General features: G+C 43.9%; 20 protein-coding genes and 1 rRNA gene. 8 read left to right on the plus strand and 13 right to left on the minus strand.

Annotation, left to right across the window (positions count from 1 at the left end):
* The first annotated feature begins 243 nt into the window (after nt 1-243).
* The 3 genes from rrf (at nt 244) to trhA (ending at nt 1,677) form a co-directional block, all read left to right on the plus strand.
* Nucleotides 244-355: ribosomal RNA gene (gene rrf, locus ACRD7P_RS14960) — 5S ribosomal RNA — on the plus strand.
* A gap of 230 nt (nt 356-585) precedes the next feature.
* Nucleotides 586-978, plus strand: a complete 393-nt coding sequence (locus tag ACRD7P_RS14965; protein ID WP_430908445.1) for a RidA family protein — start codon at nt 586-588, stop codon at nt 976-978.
* Between the two features lie 81 nt (nt 979-1,059).
* Nucleotides 1,060-1,677 (plus strand): PAQR family membrane homeostasis protein TrhA, encoded by a 618-nt coding sequence (trhA, locus tag ACRD7P_RS14970; protein ID WP_430908446.1) that lies wholly within the window; start codon nt 1,060-1,062, stop codon nt 1,675-1,677.
* Between the two features lie 13 nt (nt 1,678-1,690).
* On the opposite strand, the gene ACRD7P_RS14975 is transcribed toward trhA, so the two are convergent.
* The 3 genes from ACRD7P_RS14975 to ACRD7P_RS14985 form a co-directional block, all read right to left on the minus strand.
* Nucleotides 1,691-2,617, minus strand: a complete 927-nt coding sequence (locus ACRD7P_RS14975) for a ThuA domain-containing protein (RefSeq protein ID WP_430908447.1) — start codon at nt 2,615-2,617, stop codon at nt 1,691-1,693.
* A gap of 148 nt (nt 2,618-2,765) precedes the next feature.
* Nucleotides 2,766-3,200 (minus strand): DUF4268 domain-containing protein, encoded by a 435-nt coding sequence (locus ACRD7P_RS14980; RefSeq protein WP_430908448.1) that lies wholly within the window; start codon nt 3,198-3,200, stop codon nt 2,766-2,768.
* A complete protein-coding gene (locus ACRD7P_RS14985) occupies nt 3,200-3,871 on the minus strand; it encodes a ZIP family metal transporter (protein ID WP_430908449.1) in 672 nt (223 codons plus the stop codon). The genes ACRD7P_RS14980 and ACRD7P_RS14985 overlap by 1 nt, the downstream gene beginning before the upstream one ends.
* A gap of 127 nt (nt 3,872-3,998) precedes the next feature.
* Here ACRD7P_RS14985 and ACRD7P_RS14990 point away from each other — a divergent pair, with 127 nt between their 5' ends.
* The gene (locus tag ACRD7P_RS14990; RefSeq protein ID WP_430908450.1) at nt 3,999-5,162 is read left to right on the plus strand and encodes a THUMP domain-containing class I SAM-dependent RNA methyltransferase; all 1,164 of its coding nucleotides are present in this window, start codon (nt 3,999-4,001) and stop codon (nt 5,160-5,162) included.
* Between the two features lie 69 nt (nt 5,163-5,231).
* On the opposite strand, the gene ACRD7P_RS14995 is transcribed toward ACRD7P_RS14990, so the two are convergent.
* The 5 genes from ACRD7P_RS14995 to ACRD7P_RS15015 all read right to left on the minus strand — a co-directional run bounded on the left by ACRD7P_RS14995 (nt 5,232) and on the right by ACRD7P_RS15015 (nt 11,634).
* Nucleotides 5,232-6,038: a DUF6048 family protein gene (locus ACRD7P_RS14995; protein ID WP_430908451.1), complete on the minus strand. Its 807-nt coding sequence runs from the start codon at nt 6,036-6,038 to the stop codon at nt 5,232-5,234.
* Nucleotides 6,019-6,519 carry a DUF6452 family protein gene (locus tag ACRD7P_RS15000; protein WP_430908452.1) on the minus strand — a complete coding sequence of 167 codons (501 nt, stop codon included), beginning with the start codon at nt 6,517-6,519 and terminating at the stop codon, nt 6,019-6,021. The genes ACRD7P_RS14995 and ACRD7P_RS15000 overlap by 20 nt, the downstream gene beginning before the upstream one ends.
* A gap of 4 nt (nt 6,520-6,523) precedes the next feature.
* Nucleotides 6,524-7,933, minus strand: a complete 1,410-nt coding sequence (gene rlmD, locus ACRD7P_RS15005; protein WP_430908453.1) for a 23S rRNA (uracil(1939)-C(5))-methyltransferase RlmD — start codon at nt 7,931-7,933, stop codon at nt 6,524-6,526.
* A gap of 465 nt (nt 7,934-8,398) precedes the next feature.
* On the minus strand, nt 8,399-10,150 hold the full coding sequence (locus ACRD7P_RS15010) for a serine hydrolase (protein WP_430908454.1): 1,752 nt from the start codon (nt 10,148-10,150) through the stop codon (nt 8,399-8,401).
* Between the two features lie 311 nt (nt 10,151-10,461).
* Nucleotides 10,462-11,634: a mechanosensitive ion channel gene (locus ACRD7P_RS15015; RefSeq protein WP_430908455.1), complete on the minus strand. Its 1,173-nt coding sequence runs from the start codon at nt 11,632-11,634 to the stop codon at nt 10,462-10,464.
* 229 nt (nt 11,635-11,863) lie between these two features.
* Here ACRD7P_RS15015 and rocD point away from each other — a divergent pair, with 229 nt between their 5' ends.
* Entirely contained in the window at nt 11,864-13,147 is a 1,284-nt protein-coding gene (gene rocD, locus ACRD7P_RS15020) for an ornithine--oxo-acid transaminase (RefSeq protein ID WP_430908456.1), read from the plus strand.
* An 84-nt stretch (nt 13,148-13,231) separates the two neighbouring features.
* Here rocD and ACRD7P_RS15025 read toward each other — a convergent pair whose 3' ends face one another.
* From ACRD7P_RS15025 to ACRD7P_RS15035, 3 genes are read right to left on the minus strand one after another with little or no spacing between them, the layout of a single operon-like run.
* Nucleotides 13,232-13,534 (minus strand): CCC motif membrane protein, encoded by a 303-nt coding sequence (locus ACRD7P_RS15025; RefSeq protein WP_430908457.1) that lies wholly within the window; start codon nt 13,532-13,534, stop codon nt 13,232-13,234.
* Between the two features lie 13 nt (nt 13,535-13,547).
* Complete coding sequence (locus tag ACRD7P_RS15030; RefSeq protein ID WP_430908458.1) at nt 13,548-13,874, minus strand: CCC motif membrane protein; 327 nt, start codon at nt 13,872-13,874, stop codon at nt 13,548-13,550.
* Between the two features lie 12 nt (nt 13,875-13,886).
* Nucleotides 13,887-14,138 carry a DUF2752 domain-containing protein gene (locus ACRD7P_RS15035; RefSeq protein WP_430908459.1) on the minus strand — a complete coding sequence of 84 codons (252 nt, stop codon included), beginning with the start codon at nt 14,136-14,138 and terminating at the stop codon, nt 13,887-13,889.
* 111 nt (nt 14,139-14,249) lie between these two features.
* Between ACRD7P_RS15035 and ACRD7P_RS15040 the strand changes: the two genes are divergently transcribed.
* A complete protein-coding gene (locus ACRD7P_RS15040) occupies nt 14,250-14,798 on the plus strand; it encodes a Smr/MutS family protein (protein WP_430908460.1) in 549 nt (182 codons plus the stop codon).
* Between the two features lie 69 nt (nt 14,799-14,867).
* Here ACRD7P_RS15040 and ACRD7P_RS15045 read toward each other — a convergent pair whose 3' ends face one another.
* Nucleotides 14,868-15,878: a hypothetical protein gene (locus ACRD7P_RS15045; RefSeq protein ID WP_430908461.1), complete on the minus strand. Its 1,011-nt coding sequence runs from the start codon at nt 15,876-15,878 to the stop codon at nt 14,868-14,870.
* A 91-nt stretch (nt 15,879-15,969) separates the two neighbouring features.
* Here ACRD7P_RS15045 and ACRD7P_RS15050 point away from each other — a divergent pair, with 91 nt between their 5' ends.
* Nucleotides 15,970-17,130, plus strand: coding sequence for a cysteine desulfurase family protein (locus tag ACRD7P_RS15050; protein WP_430908462.1), 1,161 nt, complete (start codon nt 15,970-15,972; stop codon nt 17,128-17,130).
* Nucleotides 17,131-17,257: 127 nt separating this feature from the next.
* Complete coding sequence (locus ACRD7P_RS15055) at nt 17,258-17,656, plus strand: ACT domain-containing protein (RefSeq protein WP_430908463.1); 399 nt, start codon at nt 17,258-17,260, stop codon at nt 17,654-17,656.
* A gap of 206 nt (nt 17,657-17,862) precedes the next feature.
* Here the strand turns inward: ACRD7P_RS15055 and ACRD7P_RS15060 are convergent, their stop codons facing one another.
* Complete coding sequence (locus ACRD7P_RS15060; protein ID WP_430908464.1) at nt 17,863-18,540, minus strand: hypothetical protein; 678 nt, start codon at nt 18,538-18,540, stop codon at nt 17,863-17,865.
* Nucleotide 18,541 lies beyond the last annotated feature (1 nt).

Below are 18,541 nucleotides of genomic sequence, written 5' to 3' on the forward strand. Positions count from 1 at the left end.
CCACGTCGATAGGCCATAGGTGCAAGGGCGGCAACGTCCGTAGCCGAGTGGTACTAATTGCCCGTCGAGCTTGCGCAAGGCTCCCCTTCCCGCAAGGGAAGGGGGGCACGAATCCTTTTTTTTTAAGTACGTACCTTCCCATGGAATACCTGTAATACGATTTTTGCACTGTCCCATTATTATGTCAAGGATTCCCAAGGGAATTCTTTAAAATATCAGCGCCCCCGTGCGGGGGACGACAATTTAGGTGGCCATGGCAACGGGGCCCACCCCTTACCATTCCGAACAGGGAAGTTAAGCCCGTTAGCGCCGATGGTACTGCTATACCAAGTGGGAGAGTAGGTCGCCGCCTTACTTCGAAAACCCCCTCCAGTAACGGAGGGGGTTTTTTTATCGCCCGACATGAAATCTGAAAAATAATACCGGAAAAAGAACGAACGAACCGCTACTCCTTATTATTTTTAACAACCTTTATAAGGTTGTCCATAGCTAATAGGCATATGAAGAAATAATCCTGAAAATACATAACGTTTTTACTGAAAAACGTCCTTATACCAACTGTAATCTGTTTAAAATACAAATACTATGAAATATATTACAAAGGGAGAAGGTATCCCACAATGGTCCAATCCAATTAGTCATGCCGTGGTGGTCAATAACATGTGTTTTATAAGTGGTCAATTATCGGTAGACCCGGATGGATCGTATCGTACCGGAACAATTTTGGAGGAGGGAAAATTGGCATTTTCCAATTTTTTTGCAGTACTGCATCATGCCAATTTTAGGAAAGACGATATCGTTTTTATTGACATTGCATTTGATAATCTTGACGATTTAGCGGAAATAGATGCATTGTATAAAAGATTATTTCCCGAGAACAAGAGACCCGCCAGAACAATATACCAGGCCGAGGCCCTTCCTTTTGGTGGTAAAATAAAAATAACGGGTACCGCTGTTAAAGAGCTATTGGCGCAATAGTATTACCAGAATATAAGGACTGGTTTGAGGGGCGAACAGTTTTCTTTTTTCTTACTTTATTTGAATTGCTTTATGTTGGCCATGTTATCCTTAGAAGAAAAGTTGAATACGCTTTCCCATGCAATGGGCGTATTGTTTGGTAGTATCGGTCTGTTTTACCTGCTTCAAGAAAATAGTGTTGCAACCCCTTACGCAACACTTTCCATATGGGTATATAGTGGTTGTTTTGTCATCTTGTTTATGGCTTCTACCGCGTATCATTTGGTAACCGATGTGGATTTAAAGAGAAAACTTCGGGTATTCGACCATATTAGCATATACATGCTCATTGCAGGTACGTATACCCCCGTTGCCCTTATCGCTTTGGAAGATAGTAAAGGGTGGCCGCTTTTTTATTCCGTTTGGGGCCTTACCGCCATTGGCACATTTTTTAAACTTTTTTTTACCGGGAAGTACGAGTGGCTCTCCCTTTTGTTGTATCTGCTCATGGGATGGTTGATTATTGTTGATTTCACCAGCTTGTATGCCGCGATATCGGATTTAGGATTGCTGTTGCTCTTTTTGGGAGGGATGTTCTATACGGTCGGCATTGTATTTTATGCCATACATAAAATTCCTTATAACCATTTTATATGGCACCTGTTCGTGTTGGCCGGGGCCGTATCCCATTGGTTTTTTATTTGCAATGATATTATTTGAATATGGCGCCACATTAGTTTTTTAAAGGCGTATCATCACAAACAAGGTCTCCGCAAACGTACTGTAACCCATCCAAAAGAAATTGGAGCATTCCTTCGTGTTCGTAGCTTTGCGGATTGTGCGAAGGCGATGCATAAAAAACACGCCCTTGGCCGTACCGCTTTACCCAGGAAACATAACAGATGTTGTCGGTACTAGTGCCTTCCTTTTTTTCTGTTATGGCATCAGCTTCCATATAGAGTAGTGGATGGAAGTCGGTATTAAAATAGGCATTGTTGAAAAAATAAGGTTCATCAACATGTTCGAAGTCAATTCCCTTGAAAGCCTTGGTCAAGGGATGCTCCGCATCCACGGTCTTTACGGTAACCTTTTGTTGCACGGGATGATAATCAAAACTTCCCCCTACCATTTTCCCGAAAGCTTCGGACTTGTTCAGCATCGTAATACCACCATGTAAAACAAAGAGTCCCCCTCCGGTCGTAACATAATCCAAAAGGTTTTGTTGAAACTGCTGGGCCTTTTTTAACTGCTGCGTTTCGGTCAGGGAGCTATCCTTCTTGATGATGTCCCAAAACAGGTCGCGTTTATCCCTTTCCGAACAGTTATTGTTTAGGATTACCGCGTCAAATTTCGCAAGATTTTCTGCTTCAAAAGCCGTGATTTTGTTGGATGAGGACACCTTAAAAGCGCCTGATTTTTCTGCTACCGTGCGCATTACCGTTTCAGTATGTGGAATGGTCCAGTGCTCATATCCCGTATGCAATGAAAAAATTAAAATATTTCTATTCTTTGTGGCCGGAACGGTAGTTTTGGATGGGGCCATGGCGGTAATTTTAGCGGTCCAAGCATCCGTGAGTTCAAAAGGCTCCAGTTCTTGGCCAAAGCAAAAAGAACCGTAAAAACCGATTAGCATCCAGAAGTATACGTTCGTTCTCTTCATGTCGTAAATGGAAATTTCGTTAAGATCAATGCCGAAAGATACTATATCTCGCTCAAACGATATCGGACGCAGGTGTTGTGGCTACAGGTCTTCTTGGTCTTTGGTAAAGAATCAAATAGTATTACGGGATTTCTTTACGGCCTTCTGGTTAAGCGGGATAGTCCAGAACGGTTTTATAAGTATCGAAAAAGTCTTCGAACGATAGCATTTTTTCATTCAGGAACAGCATCGTTTCTTGCCAGGTGTTCTTGTCGTGAATGGATACGTTTTCTTTGATTACGATAATTCGGGACACTTCTTTACCATCTTCGAGTATACCCGTTTCTTCAAATATCGCATCGTGAAGGTAGTCCTGTAATAATATGGTTTTCAACGAAGTCAAGCGTTCCCATAGGGTAATTCGGTGTTCTAGGTCGTGCGTATTTATTTGCAACGAAACCAGGGCCATGTTCCGGTCGAAATGAAATTTAAAGGCCAAGTCCTTGATGCCCGTTTTATACCGGATCCATTTTTTGGGATATGATTTCCCGAAGGAAATCCAAAAGTCCTGCCGCAGCCGTTTGGAAGCTTCTTTACTGAACATTAGAGAAAATATGCGATACCGATTCCCATCGCGATTACGACAAGTTTTCTGAGGTTGAACTTATGGCCTTCCGAACTTTCAAAAAGAATTACGGTAGAGATATGCAAGAACACCCCAATAACCAACGCTTTGATCACCGTACTGTAGGTCGCCACCCAGGGTATGTTATGCGAAACAAAACTACCCAAGGGGGTCATTAGCGAAAACAGTACGATAAAGAAAACGGCTTTTTGAATACCCATTTTCGAATTCACCAGGAATATACTTAAGATAATGGCAATAGGAATTTTATGGATAAGGATACCATACAGCATCAGCTGATGCTCTTCAATGGGAAACCCTTCCAGAAAAGAATGGACCGACAGGCTGATGAAAAGCGACCAGGGAAACGCGGAAGCGTCCGTCTGTAAATGTACATGGCCATGTTCCGCCCCTTTGGAAAAAAATTCAAGGAATATTTGCAACAAAATGCCCAGCATAATGAACAGGCCCACTTTTTTTGCATTACCGGCTTCGTATACTTCCGGTAAAAGTTCGAAAACGGTCAATGCGAGCAAAAAGGCCCCACTAAAGGCAAGCAACAGTTTAAAATGGCCTTTCTTTTTTGGCCGTGTAATATACACGGGCATAAAACTCAGAAGAACGGCCAATACAGGTAAAATGTATGTCATTAACGTAACTCAGGTGAAGCGGGACAACCCAAAAAAGGTTTTTCACTTATTGGCGTGCCGATTACTTCGTTGGTTTTATCGTAAGGGGTAAAATTAACCTATTTTTGCGATTGAAAGGAGCAAGTTTATGAACAATAATTTTAAGATGGTGGCCAAAACACTTTTTGGTTTTGAGCCGCTGTTGGCACAGGAATTACGCAAGTTGGGAGCCGGTAATGTTCAAGAGGGTACCCGAAGTGTCTCCTTTGAAGGGGATACCGGTTTTATGTACAAGGCCAACCTTTGTTTGCGAACGGCCATAAAAATTATAAAACCGATCCATTCGTTCCCCGTTTGCAATGAAAATCAGCTGTATCGGGAAATTTATAACATGTCTTGGGCGGAATACCTTTCCTTGGATACTTCTTTTGCCATAGATGCCACGGTAAACTCCGATCATTTTTCCCATTCGTTATATGTATCGCAAAAGGTAAAGGACGCCATAGTGGACAAGTTTCGGAAAACCGATGGTGCGCGGCCCGATGTGGATGTGAAGTTCCCCGATTTAAGGATCAACATTCACATCTATAAAGAACATTGCAATGTGTCTTTGGATAGTTCCGGACGTTCGTTGCATCAGCGGGGCTACCGTACCGCCACCAATATTGCCCCGATCAATGAAGTACTTGCCGCAGGACTGTTATTGCTAAGCGGCTGGGACGGGCAGTGCGATTTTTTAGATCCCATGTGCGGGAGCGGTACTTTTTTGACCGAAGCCGCCATGATCGCCTGTAATATTCCCGCCAACATCAACCGAAAGGAATTTGCTTTTGAAAAATGGGAGGATTTTGATCAAGAACTGTTCGAGAAAATTATAGCGGTCAGCTTGAAAAAAACACGTGAGTTTTCACATACGATCATCGGGTACGATAAGGCACCTTCCGCAGTGAGAAAAGCGCAGGATAATATTGAAAATGCCAACCTCACAGATTATATTACCGTATCTCGAAAAAACTTTTTTAAAACGGAAAAGGAGGTGGACGGTCCATTACATATGGTTTTTAACCCGCCCTATGGAGAACGGTTGAATTTGGATATGGAGGATTTTTATGCCTCCATTGGGGATACCCTAAAGCAAGCGTACCCTGGTACCGAGGCATGGTTCATTACGTCGAATTTAGAGGCTTTAAAATATGTGGGGCTGCGACCGTCACGAAAAATTAAGGTGTTCAATAGCCATTTGGAGTCCCGTTTGGTCAAATACGTCATGTACGAGGGAAGTAAAAAGGCAAAGTATCAAGATCAAAAATAAGCCTAGGCTCATCTTTTATAGAATCCGACGGAATCGGAAGCTACTTTTCCAATAGTAGATGTAGCACGTTTATGGCCGTTCTTCGGTATCCGTTTCCGTGGCCTCTTCTTGTTTTTTCCGTTTCTTGTAGAGCGGAACCAAATAGGTAATCGAGTAGTTGTAGCCTACACCAAATCGGCTGCCGTCGGTGACTTTGTTAAAACCGGGGATGAATAAATTCCGAAATGCCGTAGACTCCTTATCCGGATTGGTAATCAAAATGCCCAAGCGGATGCTACCGCCCAAATATAGATTGTGAAAAAGTTCCATTTTCATTCCTACTACCCCTTCGATCCACGATGCGGTACGCCCTTTAAACTCGCGTTCCGGTAAAGCACCGGGAGTAAAGCCCGTGGGATTCCAATACCGATTGGACTCGTATATGTTATAGTTGTTCACGGTTTGGCTAAAAGAGGAAAACGCATATCTTCCACCTACCGTAATCATATTCTGTTCGCCGTACCAATTGCCATACGTATTGTAGTCGACACCCAGCTTAATATAACTGCCGGAAGCCGTAAAGGTATACAGTTCGCCGTCGCCCGTGTCAATTTGGTTTTCACCAACGGTTTCGGTACGTGTTTTCTTTTCGTTTCCCAATTCTCCCGCCAAATAGAGCTTTTGTGACAAACGGTAATCCCCAACGAATTCCAAGCCCGTGTAGTTATCATCAAAAAAAGAAGTGATCGGTCTGCTCAGATCGATACCCACACGAAGTCCGTATGGTTGCTTGTATACCAATGTATCCTTTGGGTTCAGATCGATGGTTTTGTCCTCTTGGGCGTAGGCAACCACGGCGACCAATAATAGAAAAAGGCTAGTGCAGTATCTTAACATGGGCCGAGGTTGAATTTTCTATTAAGGGAGTAACCAGTCTTATTTCGTTGATCCATAGACTGTCATCTGCAATGGTGTTTGCCGACAAATCATTGTAGTTCACGATGTAGCCACATCCCCTGGAAAAGAATATTTCTTCCGCAACATAGGAAATGGTAACGGTATCGATATTCGCTGCAGTGGCATCATCGGTGGCATTGGTAGAAAAAATAAAAGTGGAATTTCCTTGATCTACCCGTAACGGTATGGCTATGGAATCGAAGGTGTCTTCGTCATCTTCCCAAATTCCCAAAAGCGTATCCGCATTAATGCCTCTAACTTCTAGGGAAGGAACCGCTTTTACAATGGCGGTATCTTCTTGATCATAAAATCGGATTACCAATAGGGGAGTGTCGTTATCCACACAAATGTCGTCTTTCTCGCAAGAAGCGACAGTTATGATTCCTAAGAACAATAAGACAATGGTGATGCTTTTATACATGGGCCTATAACTTTTCCAAAAGTACAACATTTTCAACGTGATGGGTCTGAGGGAAGAGATCTACCGGTTGTACTTTGGTTACTTGGTATTTCTCCTTCAGCAATGCCAGGTCACGCGCTTGTGTAGCGCTATTACAGCTCACATAAACGATTTTTTGGGGAGCGATCTGCAATAGTTGTTGCACAACATCCTTATGCATACCGTCCCTTGGTGGGTCGGTAATGATTACATCGGGCGTTCCGTTCGCCGCAATAAAGGCATCGTTAAAAACGGTTTTCATGTCCCCGGTAAAGAAATCGACATTCTCGATCTTGTTATGTACCGCATTTTCTTTTGCCGCAATAATTGCGTCGGGTACGGATTCGATGCCCACCACCTTTTTTGCCTTCTTTGCCACAAACTGAGCAATGGTACCGGTACCGGTGTACAGATCATATACCAATTCCTCACCGGTAAGCCCGGCGAAATCCCTAGTGATCTTATACAGTTCGTATGCTTGTCGCGAGTTGGTCTGGTAAAAGGATTTTGCATTGATTTTAAACTGAAGTCCTTCCATTTCTTCCATAATGTATTCCCTACCGCTATGGCAATGGACCTCTTGATCGTATATGGTGTCGTTCTTTTTTTGGTTGATGACATAAAGCAAGGCCGTAATTTCGGGAAAGGTTTGTTGCAAGTGGTTCAATAGCAGTTCCCGTTTTGCCGTATCGTCTTCAAAAAACTGGATCAATACCATAATTTCTCCCGTAGAAGCGGTGCGCAGCATTAAGGTTCTGAGCAGTCCTTCTTGTTTACGGGGATTAAAGAAGCTGAGCCCGTTGCGAATGGAAAACTCCTTTGTTTCCAAACGGATGGCGTTGGAGGGATCTTGTTGTAAGTGACATTTTTTAATGTCCAGTATTTTGTCCCACATGCCCGGAATATGAAAACCAAGCGCGTCTTTGTCGGTAATTGCGACATCGGAACGGATCTCTTCCAAAGTCATCCATCGGCTGTTCGAAAATGAGAATTCCATTTTGTTGCGATAAAAATAGGGTTCCGCAGCCCCTAAAATAGGAGTGGTTGCCGGAAGGTCCAAATGCCCTATTCTCCTTAGGTTGTTCTCTACTTCCCGTTGCTTGTAGAACAGTTGGTGTTCGTAGCCCATGTTTTGCCATTTACAACCCCCGCATACGCCAAAATGGGCACAGACCGGTTCGGTACGTTTTGGTGACAGTTCATGAAAAACCGTGGCGACCCCTTCATAATATGCTTTTCGCTTTTTTAGGGTCTGCACATCCACAACATCGCCGGGAACGGTATTGGAAAGAAAGATGACCCTACCATCGGGCGCCTTCCCGATCGTTTTTCCCTTTGCTCCCGCATCTACTACCATTACCTTTTCGAAAAACGGCTTTTTCTTCTTTTTTCGCATGGGGCAAAAGTAAGCATCACAATGCATTTATGGCGCCTATCGGATGCCCTTTGCTATCAAAAAAAAGTTAAAACATAGGGCTTTGGCCTTGTTTTGTTTCGCTAGTATATGAAAAGAAGCGGTAGGGAATGCTCCGCTTGTGTAATCCTAACTTTTGGAATCTTTCGATAGCGGGACTTTATACCATTTCTGGTGTTAAATTAGGTAAATAAAAACCAGGGATTTTTTGGGTAGGCGAAAAAGAAAATCCAAGCATAGCAGTAGCTATGGTTAGCTTTTATTTTGAAGCATACCCGGAAAAGGACAATTTTTAATGGGTAATTTAACACCAGAAATGGTATTAGTCCGAAAAGGGTAACGCCTTCTTTTGTGCCATTTTTACTCCAAAAGGGTTCGGTATGTGGTCGTTTTGGGAAAACCAGGTATGCTGTTGAAATGGAATCGCAACCCTTATGGTATGCCCGATTACTTGTAGGGAATATAGTTGGCCCATTCCATAGGCGTAAAGGTATCCCCAATGCAATAGTTCAGGAGCTCTTTATATCCACTTTCACCGTTATCGGAATTGGTCATGATCATCATTCCGTCTCCCGTTTCCGGAAATAGGATCGAATAATGTTGAAACCCGTTTCCGTGACCAGCTTTGGTAAGGGCCGGCCCGAAAGGTGTTTCAAAATAAATCCATCCCAGGGCACAACTGAGATTAATATCATCATATCGGTCGGTTTCAACCAATCTTCCGGAACCAAAGTGTGTAAGGGAACGAATACGTATTTGTGGTTTGAACAGTTCTTGATACGATGCTTTCGAAAGTACTTTTTGGTGAAGTACCGCCTCCATAAAACGAATATAATCGCCTGCGGTGGTTTCCAGGGTACTTCCCGATCGCGGTTCGTTGTCGGTATCTTTTTGATACCGCCTACCATCGGCCATATGCCCATAGGCAAAATCTTTTTCGAAGGCGGCCTGCCATTGGTAGGAAGAATTATGCATTTCCAACGGACCGAAAATAATGTCCTGGGCCAATTGTTCCAATCCTTTTCCGGTCAATTTTTCCAAAATTACCTGAAGGTAAACAAAACCTTCCCCGCTGTACCCGTAGGCCGCCCCCGGTGTGTTCCTGACGCGTAGCTTTCGGTCCGGTTCGTCAAACCTCCAGTTGGGAAACCCAGTGGTGTGCGCCAAACACATTCGGGCCGTAATTTTATGATATCGACTATCCGCAAGCAAATCGGAATAATCGTCGTGCCACCGCGTAAGTGGTGTATATTCCGGTAGCTTTTTTGGAAGATAGGACTCCAAAGGAGTGTCCAGATCGATGAGGCCTTCATCGACCAATTTCATGACCAACACACTAAACACCGCCTTGCTGAATGAGGCGCCGTAGATGTTGGTGCTATCGGTAAGTACCATTTTGTTGGGGTAGTCCTTGTAACCCGCCATATGTCGATATACCGCTTTGTTGTTATTGAATATGGCAATGGCCATACCCTGAATGTCCGCTTCTTTTGCCAAGTGTTCTATTTTATAGGTTATGGAGTCTTTTGCGACGGTACTACCGTCCAACCGGACCACATGCTCCTGGGATTGTGCTGCCATAGTGCCTAAAGTGAAAAGCGTTAAAAATAAGGTGATGGTCATTGCCATAGGCGTTTTTTTGAATCTTAGGAAAGGGATCGAGAAAGGATAATAACACTTTTCCGTTCGAAGGACATATACGATGTTTGCGATTACGATTCCGATACAGACCGGAACCGTTCCGATGAAGATGAAGAATCCCCATTTTTCTATGGTGACCAGACTTACAAAGGAAAGTATGGCCAAGAGCAGTGCCGTAATCTGAAAGTTAATGATCTTTACCCCATGTTGATCATAAACGGGGTTGTCTTCCCGTTTGTGTATCCATAAAAAAAGCGGAATCAAAACGTTGCATAACGGAATAAAAAAGCCCAATAACGGAGTGGCATGCATTAGTAAGAGCCATTTTTTCTTGATGGTTTCCTCTTTGGGGTCGTTCAATGGGAGAAGGTCGGTTACCTCCAGTTCCAAGGCTGTTGCTAAAGTCTTTACCGTATTCAAGTGGGGCTGTACCGCTGCCTTTTCAATGCGTTGAATGGTGCGTACCGTAATATTGGTACGCTTTGAGAGTTCTTCTTGGGAAAGCCCCTTTACCTTTCTATAGTAGCGTAATCGTTCTGCGAGTGATGCATTGTCCATTCTTTTCGTTTTTATTGATGAAACAAAACTACGCAACGCCGCTTGCATTATACCCGACATTTAGATGTCATGTTACTGTCATTACCTTAAAAAGATGGGGTTTTCAATGATTTCTTTGGAATGATGACACTACTTTTTGAAATTTTAATGGATCGCTCCGCTAATTGGATAATAATAAAAATGATGGTAATCGGTATCCACAAATCGGAAAACAAATGAAAAGAAGGGCCAGTTTTGAGCACAAAAAAAGGAAGCTCTATTTAAGAAACTTCCTTTTGGGGATTGCACTCCCTACTGAAAACAAACAACTACTAATTGTCGGTACTATTGAATTTTGCTAAAATGCGTTCCATTTGTTTGCCGGCCGCAGCTCTTCCCCCTAACCCAAAAGAAAGGGCTATGGTAACCGCTACCGTTCCTAAAGTAATGCCAAACGCAAGGTTGATAATGTTGTCGCCAATTCCCATGGTCTTTAGCCCCATGGCCAAAAACAGTGCTAGGATGCATACCCGAACGATCGAGGCTATAAAACCGCTATTGTGTTTGGCCATAGCTTGATGGGCCAACGTAGCGATCCAATTTCCCAGCAACAGGATGACCAGTCCGAAAAGTACATTTCCCGCAATACCGGTCACCGTGTTTAAAACCTCGGTCAAGCGAACGAATTCCAGTTTTTCTATAGCGGTCATAAGCCCAAAAATAATGATGAAGAAATAGGCGATATTGGCCACAATGTTTGAAATGTCGACCGTACTTGACAAATTGCCCAAATTCATGTTTTTGAACAGCTTGTTCAACTGTAAACTCTGTAACAACTCCCGTAACAGCTGTGTTACAAACCGGCCGCCGATCACAAAGAACATCATGATCAATACCGCCACCAGTATTTTTGGTATGGCCGCAAAAAATTGTTCGAGCATTTTTGTGGCCGGTTCCGAAATGGCCTCCATATTCAGTATGTTCAATGCCGCGATCAGTAATGGAATAAAAATGAAGATGAAAACTACTTTCTTTAAAATGCCGACCAGATCCAAGTTTTCCGGTAACCGTAGTTTTGGTACGAACTTTTGTAGTGTTTCCCCAGAAAGCCCTACCAATTCGGAGACAATTGTAGCAAGCATATAGCCAACATAAGTGACCAGTCCCGCACCGATGATGTTGGGGATATATGTTAAAAAGCTATCGAGCAGGTTTTTTACCGGCTCCAAAACATTGGTCATACCAAGCTTTTCCAAAACTAACATGAACACAAAGATCATGAGCAAGAAATAGACCAGTTTTCCTATAAATTTGGAAAGTGTAATTTTATCGGTACCCAGTTTTTCATCTACCTTGGTACGCTTAATGAGTTTGGTGATCAATCGCTTTATAAAACGGGCGATAAGCCACCCAATTACTAAAATGGCCAGCGCCGCCAGGGTGTTGGGTAAAAAATCTCCCGTCGCTTCCGTAAGTTTTTGTAATATGCCTTCTAAATGTTCCATAGTAGTGTTTTTCTCGTTGGTTATGGATTAAGACACAGCTCGTTGATGAAAAGTCACTTTTTTACGATATAAATCTTCCCAGGCCCTTTTGGGCGGACTATGTTCAATAATATTTTTACTTTTGTGTTCTTGAGTAGGGATGATTTCTCTCCCACGCTGAATTTTCGATACTTCGAAGGGAAAAAGGTGCAGAAGGAATTGCTGAAGTCTTATTTAAAGTAATTTTATCATGTCTGTTTTAGAAAGCATTTCTTCTAGCGAAGCCATCGCATTGGAAGAAAAACACGGAGCACACAACTATCATCCGTTACCGGTCGTATTAAGCAAAGGTAAAGGCGTTTACGTATGGGACGTAGAAGGAAACAAATACTACGATTTTCTTTCGGCCTATTCTGCGGTAAACCAAGGGCATGGTCATCCACAAATTATCGGGGCCTTAACGGAACAGGCCCAAAAATTGACCCTTACCTCGAGGGCATTTTACAATGATCTTCTCGGGAAATATGAAAAGTACGTGACCGAGTATTTCGGTTTTGACAAGGTTTTGCCCATGAACACGGGCGCAGAAGCGGTGGAAACCGCTATTAAACTTGCCCGAAAGTGGGGGTATGAAAAAAAGGGGATACCTGAAGGTCAGGCTAAAATAATAGTATGCCACAATAACTTTCACGGTCGTACGGTCACCATCATTTCCGCATCCAACGACCCTGTGGCCACGAACAATTTTGGACCGTTTACACCAGGGATCGTTTCGATACCTTATGATGATATAACGGCCTTGCGATCGGAATTGAAAGATGCCAACGTTGCGGCATTTTTGGTAGAACCGATTCAGGGAGAAGCAGGGGTCTATACGCCTGATCTGGATTATCTAAAAAATGCCGCCGAACTCTGCCGGTCGAACAACGTGCTGTTCATTGCCGATGAGGTACAAACGGGAATCGCCCGTACGGGAAGGTTGTTGGCCACTTGTGGAAACTGCAGTTGCACCGATAAAAACTGCAGCGGTACGCCGGAGGTAAAGCCCGATGTACTGATATTGGGCAAGGCCATTTCCGGTGGCGTTTTTCCAGTTTCCGCGGTACTTGCCAATGATGCCGTAATGGAAGTCATTACACCCGGTACGCATGGTTCCACTTTTGGCGGAAACCCTTTGGCCTGTGCGGTCGCCATAGCTGCGTTGGAAGTCGTCAGGTCCGAAGATCTGGCCGGTAATGCGGAGCGGTTGGGCATTATTTTCAGAAATGAAATGCAAGCCTTGGTGGATAAAACGGATCTGGTGAAACTGGTGCGGGGAAAAGGACTTTTGAACGCCATCGTAATCAACGATACTGAAGACAGTTCCACGGCCTGGGACATCTGCATGGCCTTGAAGCAAAATGGTCTGTTGGCGAAACCGACCCATGGGAATATCATCCGCTTTGCACCGCCCTTGGTCATGACCGAAACGGAGCTAAGGGAATGTGTTGCCATAATTGCCAAAACCCTGGAAACGTTCGAGAAAACGAGATAAGCCTTGGGATATCGGCCGGTAATTAGCCCCAATAAAAAAACCTCCGAAAAACTTCGGAGGTTTTTTTATTGCTTCCCGAAGGGATTAGAATCCACCTTCCGCAGCGACAAGGGCCACGATTACACCAAAGTAAAGGATGATGAAAATAATACCTATCAGGGAAAGCGCCAGTCCGATATAGGAAAGCACACGCCCTGTTTTTACATCACTATAGCCCATATACCGATGGGGTTCGAGCTGATAGATCCGTTCCGCTTTTTTTGCGTTGGAAAGACCGATAAAGCTGAAGATGGCCGCAAAGGGACCACAGCAGACGAATACCAATACTACCGACAATATACCAAAGATGAGGGCATTGCTGGCACCAGGTAGGGTTTCTTGATTCATAGGATATTTGGTTTTACTCTTCTATACCGTATTGTTCCAAAATTTCTCTGGATTGTTGCATGGCTGCTTCCCAATCTCCTGAGGCAAATACATAAATGAACCGGACTATCATTAAAATAGATAGAACCAACGCAATAAGGGCGATAATTTTTCCCGTCTTTATTTGCTTTATATTAGTGTACAACTCAGGATTACTAGCGTATATTTTTTCTGATTTCGAAGCTAGAAACACCGCAATTCCGGCCGGTATGACACCAGCACCTGCAAAGCAACAGCATAAATATCCCAAAATTCCTAAGACGATAATAATCGTTTCATTAGGTAGTTTTTGTTGTTCCATAATAAAAAGGGTTTAGTTGAATATTTTTAATAAAAAATTCCCCAAAATCAGCGCTACCGAGCTGATCATAAGGGTGTTTATGATACTATTGGCGTGTTTTATTTTAACGAAAAGGTTTAAAAAAAGGACCAATGCGAGCGGTATCAGGGTAACCATGCCAGGGTACATCTGGGCCGAAGCAACAAAGTCTCCCCGCAACAAAAAGGCGGCCGAACGTTGCAGACCGCAACCGGGACAATCAAAACCAAAGAGTTTCTTTGTCATGCACGGAAGCATAAAATCTTCAAGGGCCCAAACTAGGAATAACAACTTCATCATGCCGTTCGCAGATTTTCGTGAAAAATACCATTAATTTTATGGAATAAAAACAAAACGATGGGTGTTTTTCATATTGGTGACCGGGTAGAGACCATAGACGATACGATCAAAGGTACTGTTGTTGCGGTCGAGGGACCGGAAATCACCATTGAGAGCGACGAAGGTTTCCCTTTGCGATATGCGGCAGACGAGCTCCTTAAAATAACGGACGGTAATACCTTAAAAGTAACCAATTGGGAAGTGGCACGGATAAAACGGGAAAAAGAACCTAGCGGTAAAAAGCACCGACCAAAAGTACCCGCAAAACAGCGGAACGCCCCTGCTATGGTCATCGATCTTCATATAAACAAACTACTGCCCTCTTCAAAAGGAATGTCGAATTTTGATATTTTGGACCTACAGGTGGCCACCGCGAAACGTCAATTGGATTTTGCGATTGGAAAGCGAATTCAAAAAGTAGTGTTTATTCACGGTGTAGGGGAGGGCGTTTTAAAACAGGAACTGTACACCTTGTTCCGCAGGTACGACAACATTCGTTTTTATGATGCGGACTACGCGCAGTATGGATTGGGTGCCACAGAAGTGTACTGTTATCAAAATGCCTGAGTTTTTAGCAGGGCGATCAAAAAATGGTATATCCTTTCGGGGCCTTCCCTAAAATATTATCGGACTTACCTATCCGCTTATTGTAGTGACCGTTCCGAAAGCAATGTTCGGTACAACATCCAAGGTAACATCGCTGCCCCCTTCCGTATTGCTTTGTAAAACGAGCGTTACATCGGTCAAGGTAATGGTGTGGGTAAAGGTGATCACTCCTTCCGAATCCGGTGCGTTTTCAATGGTACTGACCGATATGGTGCCCGCGGTAGCGGTATAATCGCCGACTACGATATCGGCGTCCATAGCGGTGCTACAGACCAGTTCTTCTGTAACCAGTTCCGACAGAACGATGTTTGTAAAGGAGGCTTCGGTACCGATTTCGGCCGTTCTGGGGTTGTCACCTGTTGCCGCATTGGCAAGCAGTGCCGTGGATAACGTTAAACGGATAAATTCATCGTTTGCGGTTTTGTACAGCGGTATCTGGCCCGAGCTGGCATCGCAACTGGCAACGGTAGCCGCCTCATAATTGGAGAAGGGGACCTCCAAACTGGCACTATTTAGGGTTTCCGTAGTGAAATTTCCGTATTCAAGGGTCGACAGGTCCGTCAGGCGTTGTTCCTGATCGTTCAATAAGGACAGATCGGTGATGGAGATGGAATGGATATAGGTCTTGGTCGTCTCCGTCGTTTGCGTTACATTGGATGCGATGGATACCGTTCCCCCGGTGGCAGCATTCTCTTTTACCACGGTAGGTTCCAGGGCGGGTACCTCATTGCAAAAATAATCTTTATTAACGGTCCCTGAAAAAAAACGATAGGTTAGGGAGGGGGTGCCCGTTGCGGAAAGGTCGCCATTGGTGCTTCCCTCTGCCGTAGTGGCGTTGGCGAACTGTCCGGCGGCCAAGGTCAACAACAATGCCTCGTCTTCCAAAATTTTAAATAGAAAGGTGGTTGCCAGTTTTTCATCCGATGTCGATCCGCAAAACTGGGCGTCGGTCTCGTCAAAATTGATTTCCTCTATTTGAATGTCGCCATCATCGCAGGAAAAAAAGAGGATTAGGAGGCTAAATGTTAACAATTGTCTCATGAAATCAAATTTAAACCAAATTCCCTTTTACGCCTAGGTGTATTGGATAGAAATTAACTTTATTTGGGTTATTTTTGGGAAAAGAATACGCATGTCGGTGCCAGAAAAAAAAGTTTATTTGGATAATGCGGCTACCACAAGGGTAAGGGAGACCGTAATCGCAAAAATGCAAGAAGCGCTCACCCATGCCTACGGTAATCCTTCTTCGTCACACGGGTTTGGTAGAACAGCAAAAACGGCCATAGAAACGGCACGAAAGACCATAGCCCGATACATTGGTGCGCATCCTTCCGAAATCGTTTTTACCTCGGGCGGTACAGAAGCCGATAACATGATCTTAAGAAGCGCTGTGCGCGATTTGGAGGTGCGCCACATTATTACCAGCAAAATAGAGCACCATGCCGTTTTGCATACCGTGGCCGATTTGGAAGCACAATACGGCATTTCGGTATCTTACGTAGATTTGGATGCGCGCGGCAATCCCGAAATGGACCATTTGGAAACCCTTTTGCAAGGGAACGATGCTAAGACGCTCGTTAGTCTGATGCACGTAAACAATGAGGTGGGAAACATTGCGCCCATCGCTCAAATTGCAAATAGCTGTCGGGCGCACGGTGCGCTGTTCCATTCCGACACGGTGCAGTCCATAGGACATTTTGAATGGGACGTTCAACAGGTCCCCATCGATTTTATGGCCGCCGCGGCGCATAAATTTCACGGCCCTAAAGGAGTGGGCTTTGCGTTCATAAGAAAGAATTCCGGAATAAAACCCTTTATTTCGGGAGGGTCGCAGGAAAGAGGTATCCGCGGGGGTACCGAGGCGATGCACAATATCGTGGGGCTGGAAACCGCTTTTATAGAAGCCTACGAGCACCTGACGGCAGAACGGGACTATGTTTCTGAACTAAAACGCTATTTTATCCATGAACTTGGGAACGCCGTTCCCGGTGTATTTTTTAACGGACACTCGGGGGATATGGAAAAGAGTACCTACACCTTGGTGAATGTTTGTTTGCCGATAGCGGCCCAAAAAGCGTTGCTGTTACTTTTTCATCTCGATATTAAGGGAATCGCCTGTTCCAAAGGGAGTGCATGCCAATCCGGAAGTGATGCGGGCTCCCATGTATTGGCGGAACTGCAGACAGCGGAGGCGCGACAACGCCCTTCGATACGATTTTCCTTCTCAAAATACAATACCAAGGAGGAATTGGATTATGTAGTGGCCGTTTTGAAGGATTTTATAGCGAATTGACGGGCGTGCGGAAAGTGGCTAACCTTATAATGGTATCGGAACCGATACCCGGTGCTTGTTACGGTAGCCGTAGACCGAGTGTACATACCATATATAGTCTCAAAAAATAGTTGCGAAAAACGGAAGAATGGCGGGAGAGAACGATGTATCCAAATTGCTTCAGGGGATGTCTCCCAAATTAAACAAAGGCTCCTATGTATTTACTACCGTAGCGGCAACAAGCGAAAATATCGATAGCAACGATACCATTTGTCAATTTAAGGAAGAAGAGGGAATTACCGTTATTATGAAAAAGGAAAGGGCCGACGCCCTAGGCTTGTCCTATGATTATGTTGCGGCATGGATCACGCTTAGCGTTCATTCCTCCTTGCATGCTATCGGTTTGACCGCTGCGTTTTCAAGCGCCCTATCAAAGAACGGCATTAGCTGCAATGTCATTTCCGGATATTATCACGATCATATTTTTGTTCCCGAAAACGAAAGTGAAGCGGCCATGAAGGTACTAAGGAAAATTAGCGATAATTAAAATTACAAACCGCTAATACCATTTCTACCTTGAAATTACCCATTAAAAATTGCCCTTTTCCGCTTATACTTCAAAATAAAAAACAACCGTAGCTACTGCTATGCTTGCTTTTTCTTTTTCGTCCAAGCAAAAAATGACTGCTTTTTATTTGGGTAATTTCAAAGCAAAAATGGTATAAAGCACTAAGGGATTTGTTTAACCTGTGGTTATTTTTTTTGCTTTTTCCGTTCTTTTCGTTTTTCGCGGTCATAGGGAAATTTACGGGCTGCGAGTTTCATCATCCGATCGATGAGGTCATCCGTATTTTTACCTGATTTTTTGTTGATTTTTTTCTCGTATTTCCATAACAATTTTCCGCTGTCACCGTCACTTATCTTTATACCGATACGACCGTAATTTGCTTCCCCCAAAAAATAATCGATGATACTGAATTCGGTCGGCACTCCTTTGGAAAGCAATACGTTTAGGCTCAATGTACCGCTAATGATTCCGTCCACTCCCAATAGTTCGCTCAATTGCTCCGTAGTGTAAATGTCGATGTTCTCATAGCTAATATTGTTTTGGGCGAGCATGGCATTGGTGTCTTCGGTATTCTGAAAATCGACCGAAAACTTTTTTTTCTTTTTTCTTTTCGAAAAATATGTTTCCAGGGCATTTTGTACGGCCAAACCCTCTTTTTTTTCCAATGCCTTCAGGGACTTCTGCGTCCTGTCGTCCTTGAGGTCCAATCGGGTAAGAAAGGGTAAAATGGCCAGAAGGCGATGGTCCTTGCTCAGGACATCGAATTTATGGGCTTCATAAATATTCTTCTGTGCCCGAAGCCCGCTGGTTCCGATCAATAGAACCACGGACCATATCAGTATTGCAGCTATTTTTCTTTGCATT

Origin of the sequence: Maribacter sp. 2-571, from assembly GCF_050589625.1 — a bacterium.
Classification (GTDB): Bacteria; Bacteroidota; Bacteroidia; order Flavobacteriales; family Flavobacteriaceae; genus Pelagihabitans.

Bases quoted from the DNA above. Each gene is read 5' to 3' on its own strand.
- ACRD7P_RS14975 (WP_430908447.1), bottom strand. From the start codon at position 2,617: ATGAAGAGAACGAACGTATACTTCTGGATGCTAATCGGTTTTTACGGT.
- ACRD7P_RS15045 (WP_430908461.1), bottom strand. From the start codon at position 15,878: ATGAGACAATTGTTAACATTTAGCCTCCTAATCCTCTTTTTTTCCTGC.
- ACRD7P_RS15015 (WP_430908455.1), bottom strand. From the start codon at position 11,634: ATGGAACATTTAGAAGGCATATTACAAAAACTTACGGAAGCGACGGGA.
- ACRD7P_RS14965 (WP_430908445.1), top strand. From the start codon at position 586: ATGAAATATATTACAAAGGGAGAAGGTATCCCACAATGGTCCAATCCA.
- ACRD7P_RS15010 (WP_430908454.1), bottom strand. From the start codon at position 10,150: ATGGACAATGCATCACTCGCAGAACGATTACGCTACTATAGAAAGGTA.
- rocD (WP_430908456.1), top strand. From the start codon at position 11,864: ATGTCTGTTTTAGAAAGCATTTCTTCTAGCGAAGCCATCGCATTGGAA.
- ACRD7P_RS15050 (WP_430908462.1), top strand. From the start codon at position 15,970: ATGTCGGTGCCAGAAAAAAAAGTTTATTTGGATAATGCGGCTACCACA.
- ACRD7P_RS14980 (WP_430908448.1), bottom strand. From the start codon at position 3,200: ATGTTCAGTAAAGAAGCTTCCAAACGGCTGCGGCAGGACTTTTGGATT.
- ACRD7P_RS14985 (WP_430908449.1), bottom strand. From the start codon at position 3,871: ATGACATACATTTTACCTGTATTGGCCGTTCTTCTGAGTTTTATGCCC.
- ACRD7P_RS15055 (WP_430908463.1), top strand. From the start codon at position 17,258: ATGGCGGGAGAGAACGATGTATCCAAATTGCTTCAGGGGATGTCTCCC.
- ACRD7P_RS15000 (WP_430908452.1), bottom strand. From the start codon at position 6,519: ATGTATAAAAGCATCACCATTGTCTTATTGTTCTTAGGAATCATAACT.
- ACRD7P_RS15025 (WP_430908457.1), bottom strand. From the start codon at position 13,534: ATGAATCAAGAAACCCTACCTGGTGCCAGCAATGCCCTCATCTTTGGT.
- ACRD7P_RS15060 (WP_430908464.1), bottom strand. From the start codon at position 18,540: ATGCAAAGAAAAATAGCTGCAATACTGATATGGTCCGTGGTTCTATTG.
- ACRD7P_RS15040 (WP_430908460.1), top strand. From the start codon at position 14,250: ATGGGTGTTTTTCATATTGGTGACCGGGTAGAGACCATAGACGATACG.
- ACRD7P_RS15030 (WP_430908458.1), bottom strand. From the start codon at position 13,874: ATGGAACAACAAAAACTACCTAATGAAACGATTATTATCGTCTTAGGA.
- ACRD7P_RS15035 (WP_430908459.1), bottom strand. From the start codon at position 14,138: ATGACAAAGAAACTCTTTGGTTTTGATTGTCCCGGTTGCGGTCTGCAA.
- trhA (WP_430908446.1), top strand. From the start codon at position 1,060: ATGTTATCCTTAGAAGAAAAGTTGAATACGCTTTCCCATGCAATGGGC.
- rlmD (WP_430908453.1), bottom strand. From the start codon at position 7,933: ATGCGAAAAAAGAAGAAAAAGCCGTTTTTCGAAAAGGTAATGGTAGTA.
- ACRD7P_RS14990 (WP_430908450.1), top strand. From the start codon at position 3,999: ATGAACAATAATTTTAAGATGGTGGCCAAAACACTTTTTGGTTTTGAG.
- ACRD7P_RS14995 (WP_430908451.1), bottom strand. From the start codon at position 6,038: ATGTTAAGATACTGCACTAGCCTTTTTCTATTATTGGTCGCCGTGGTT.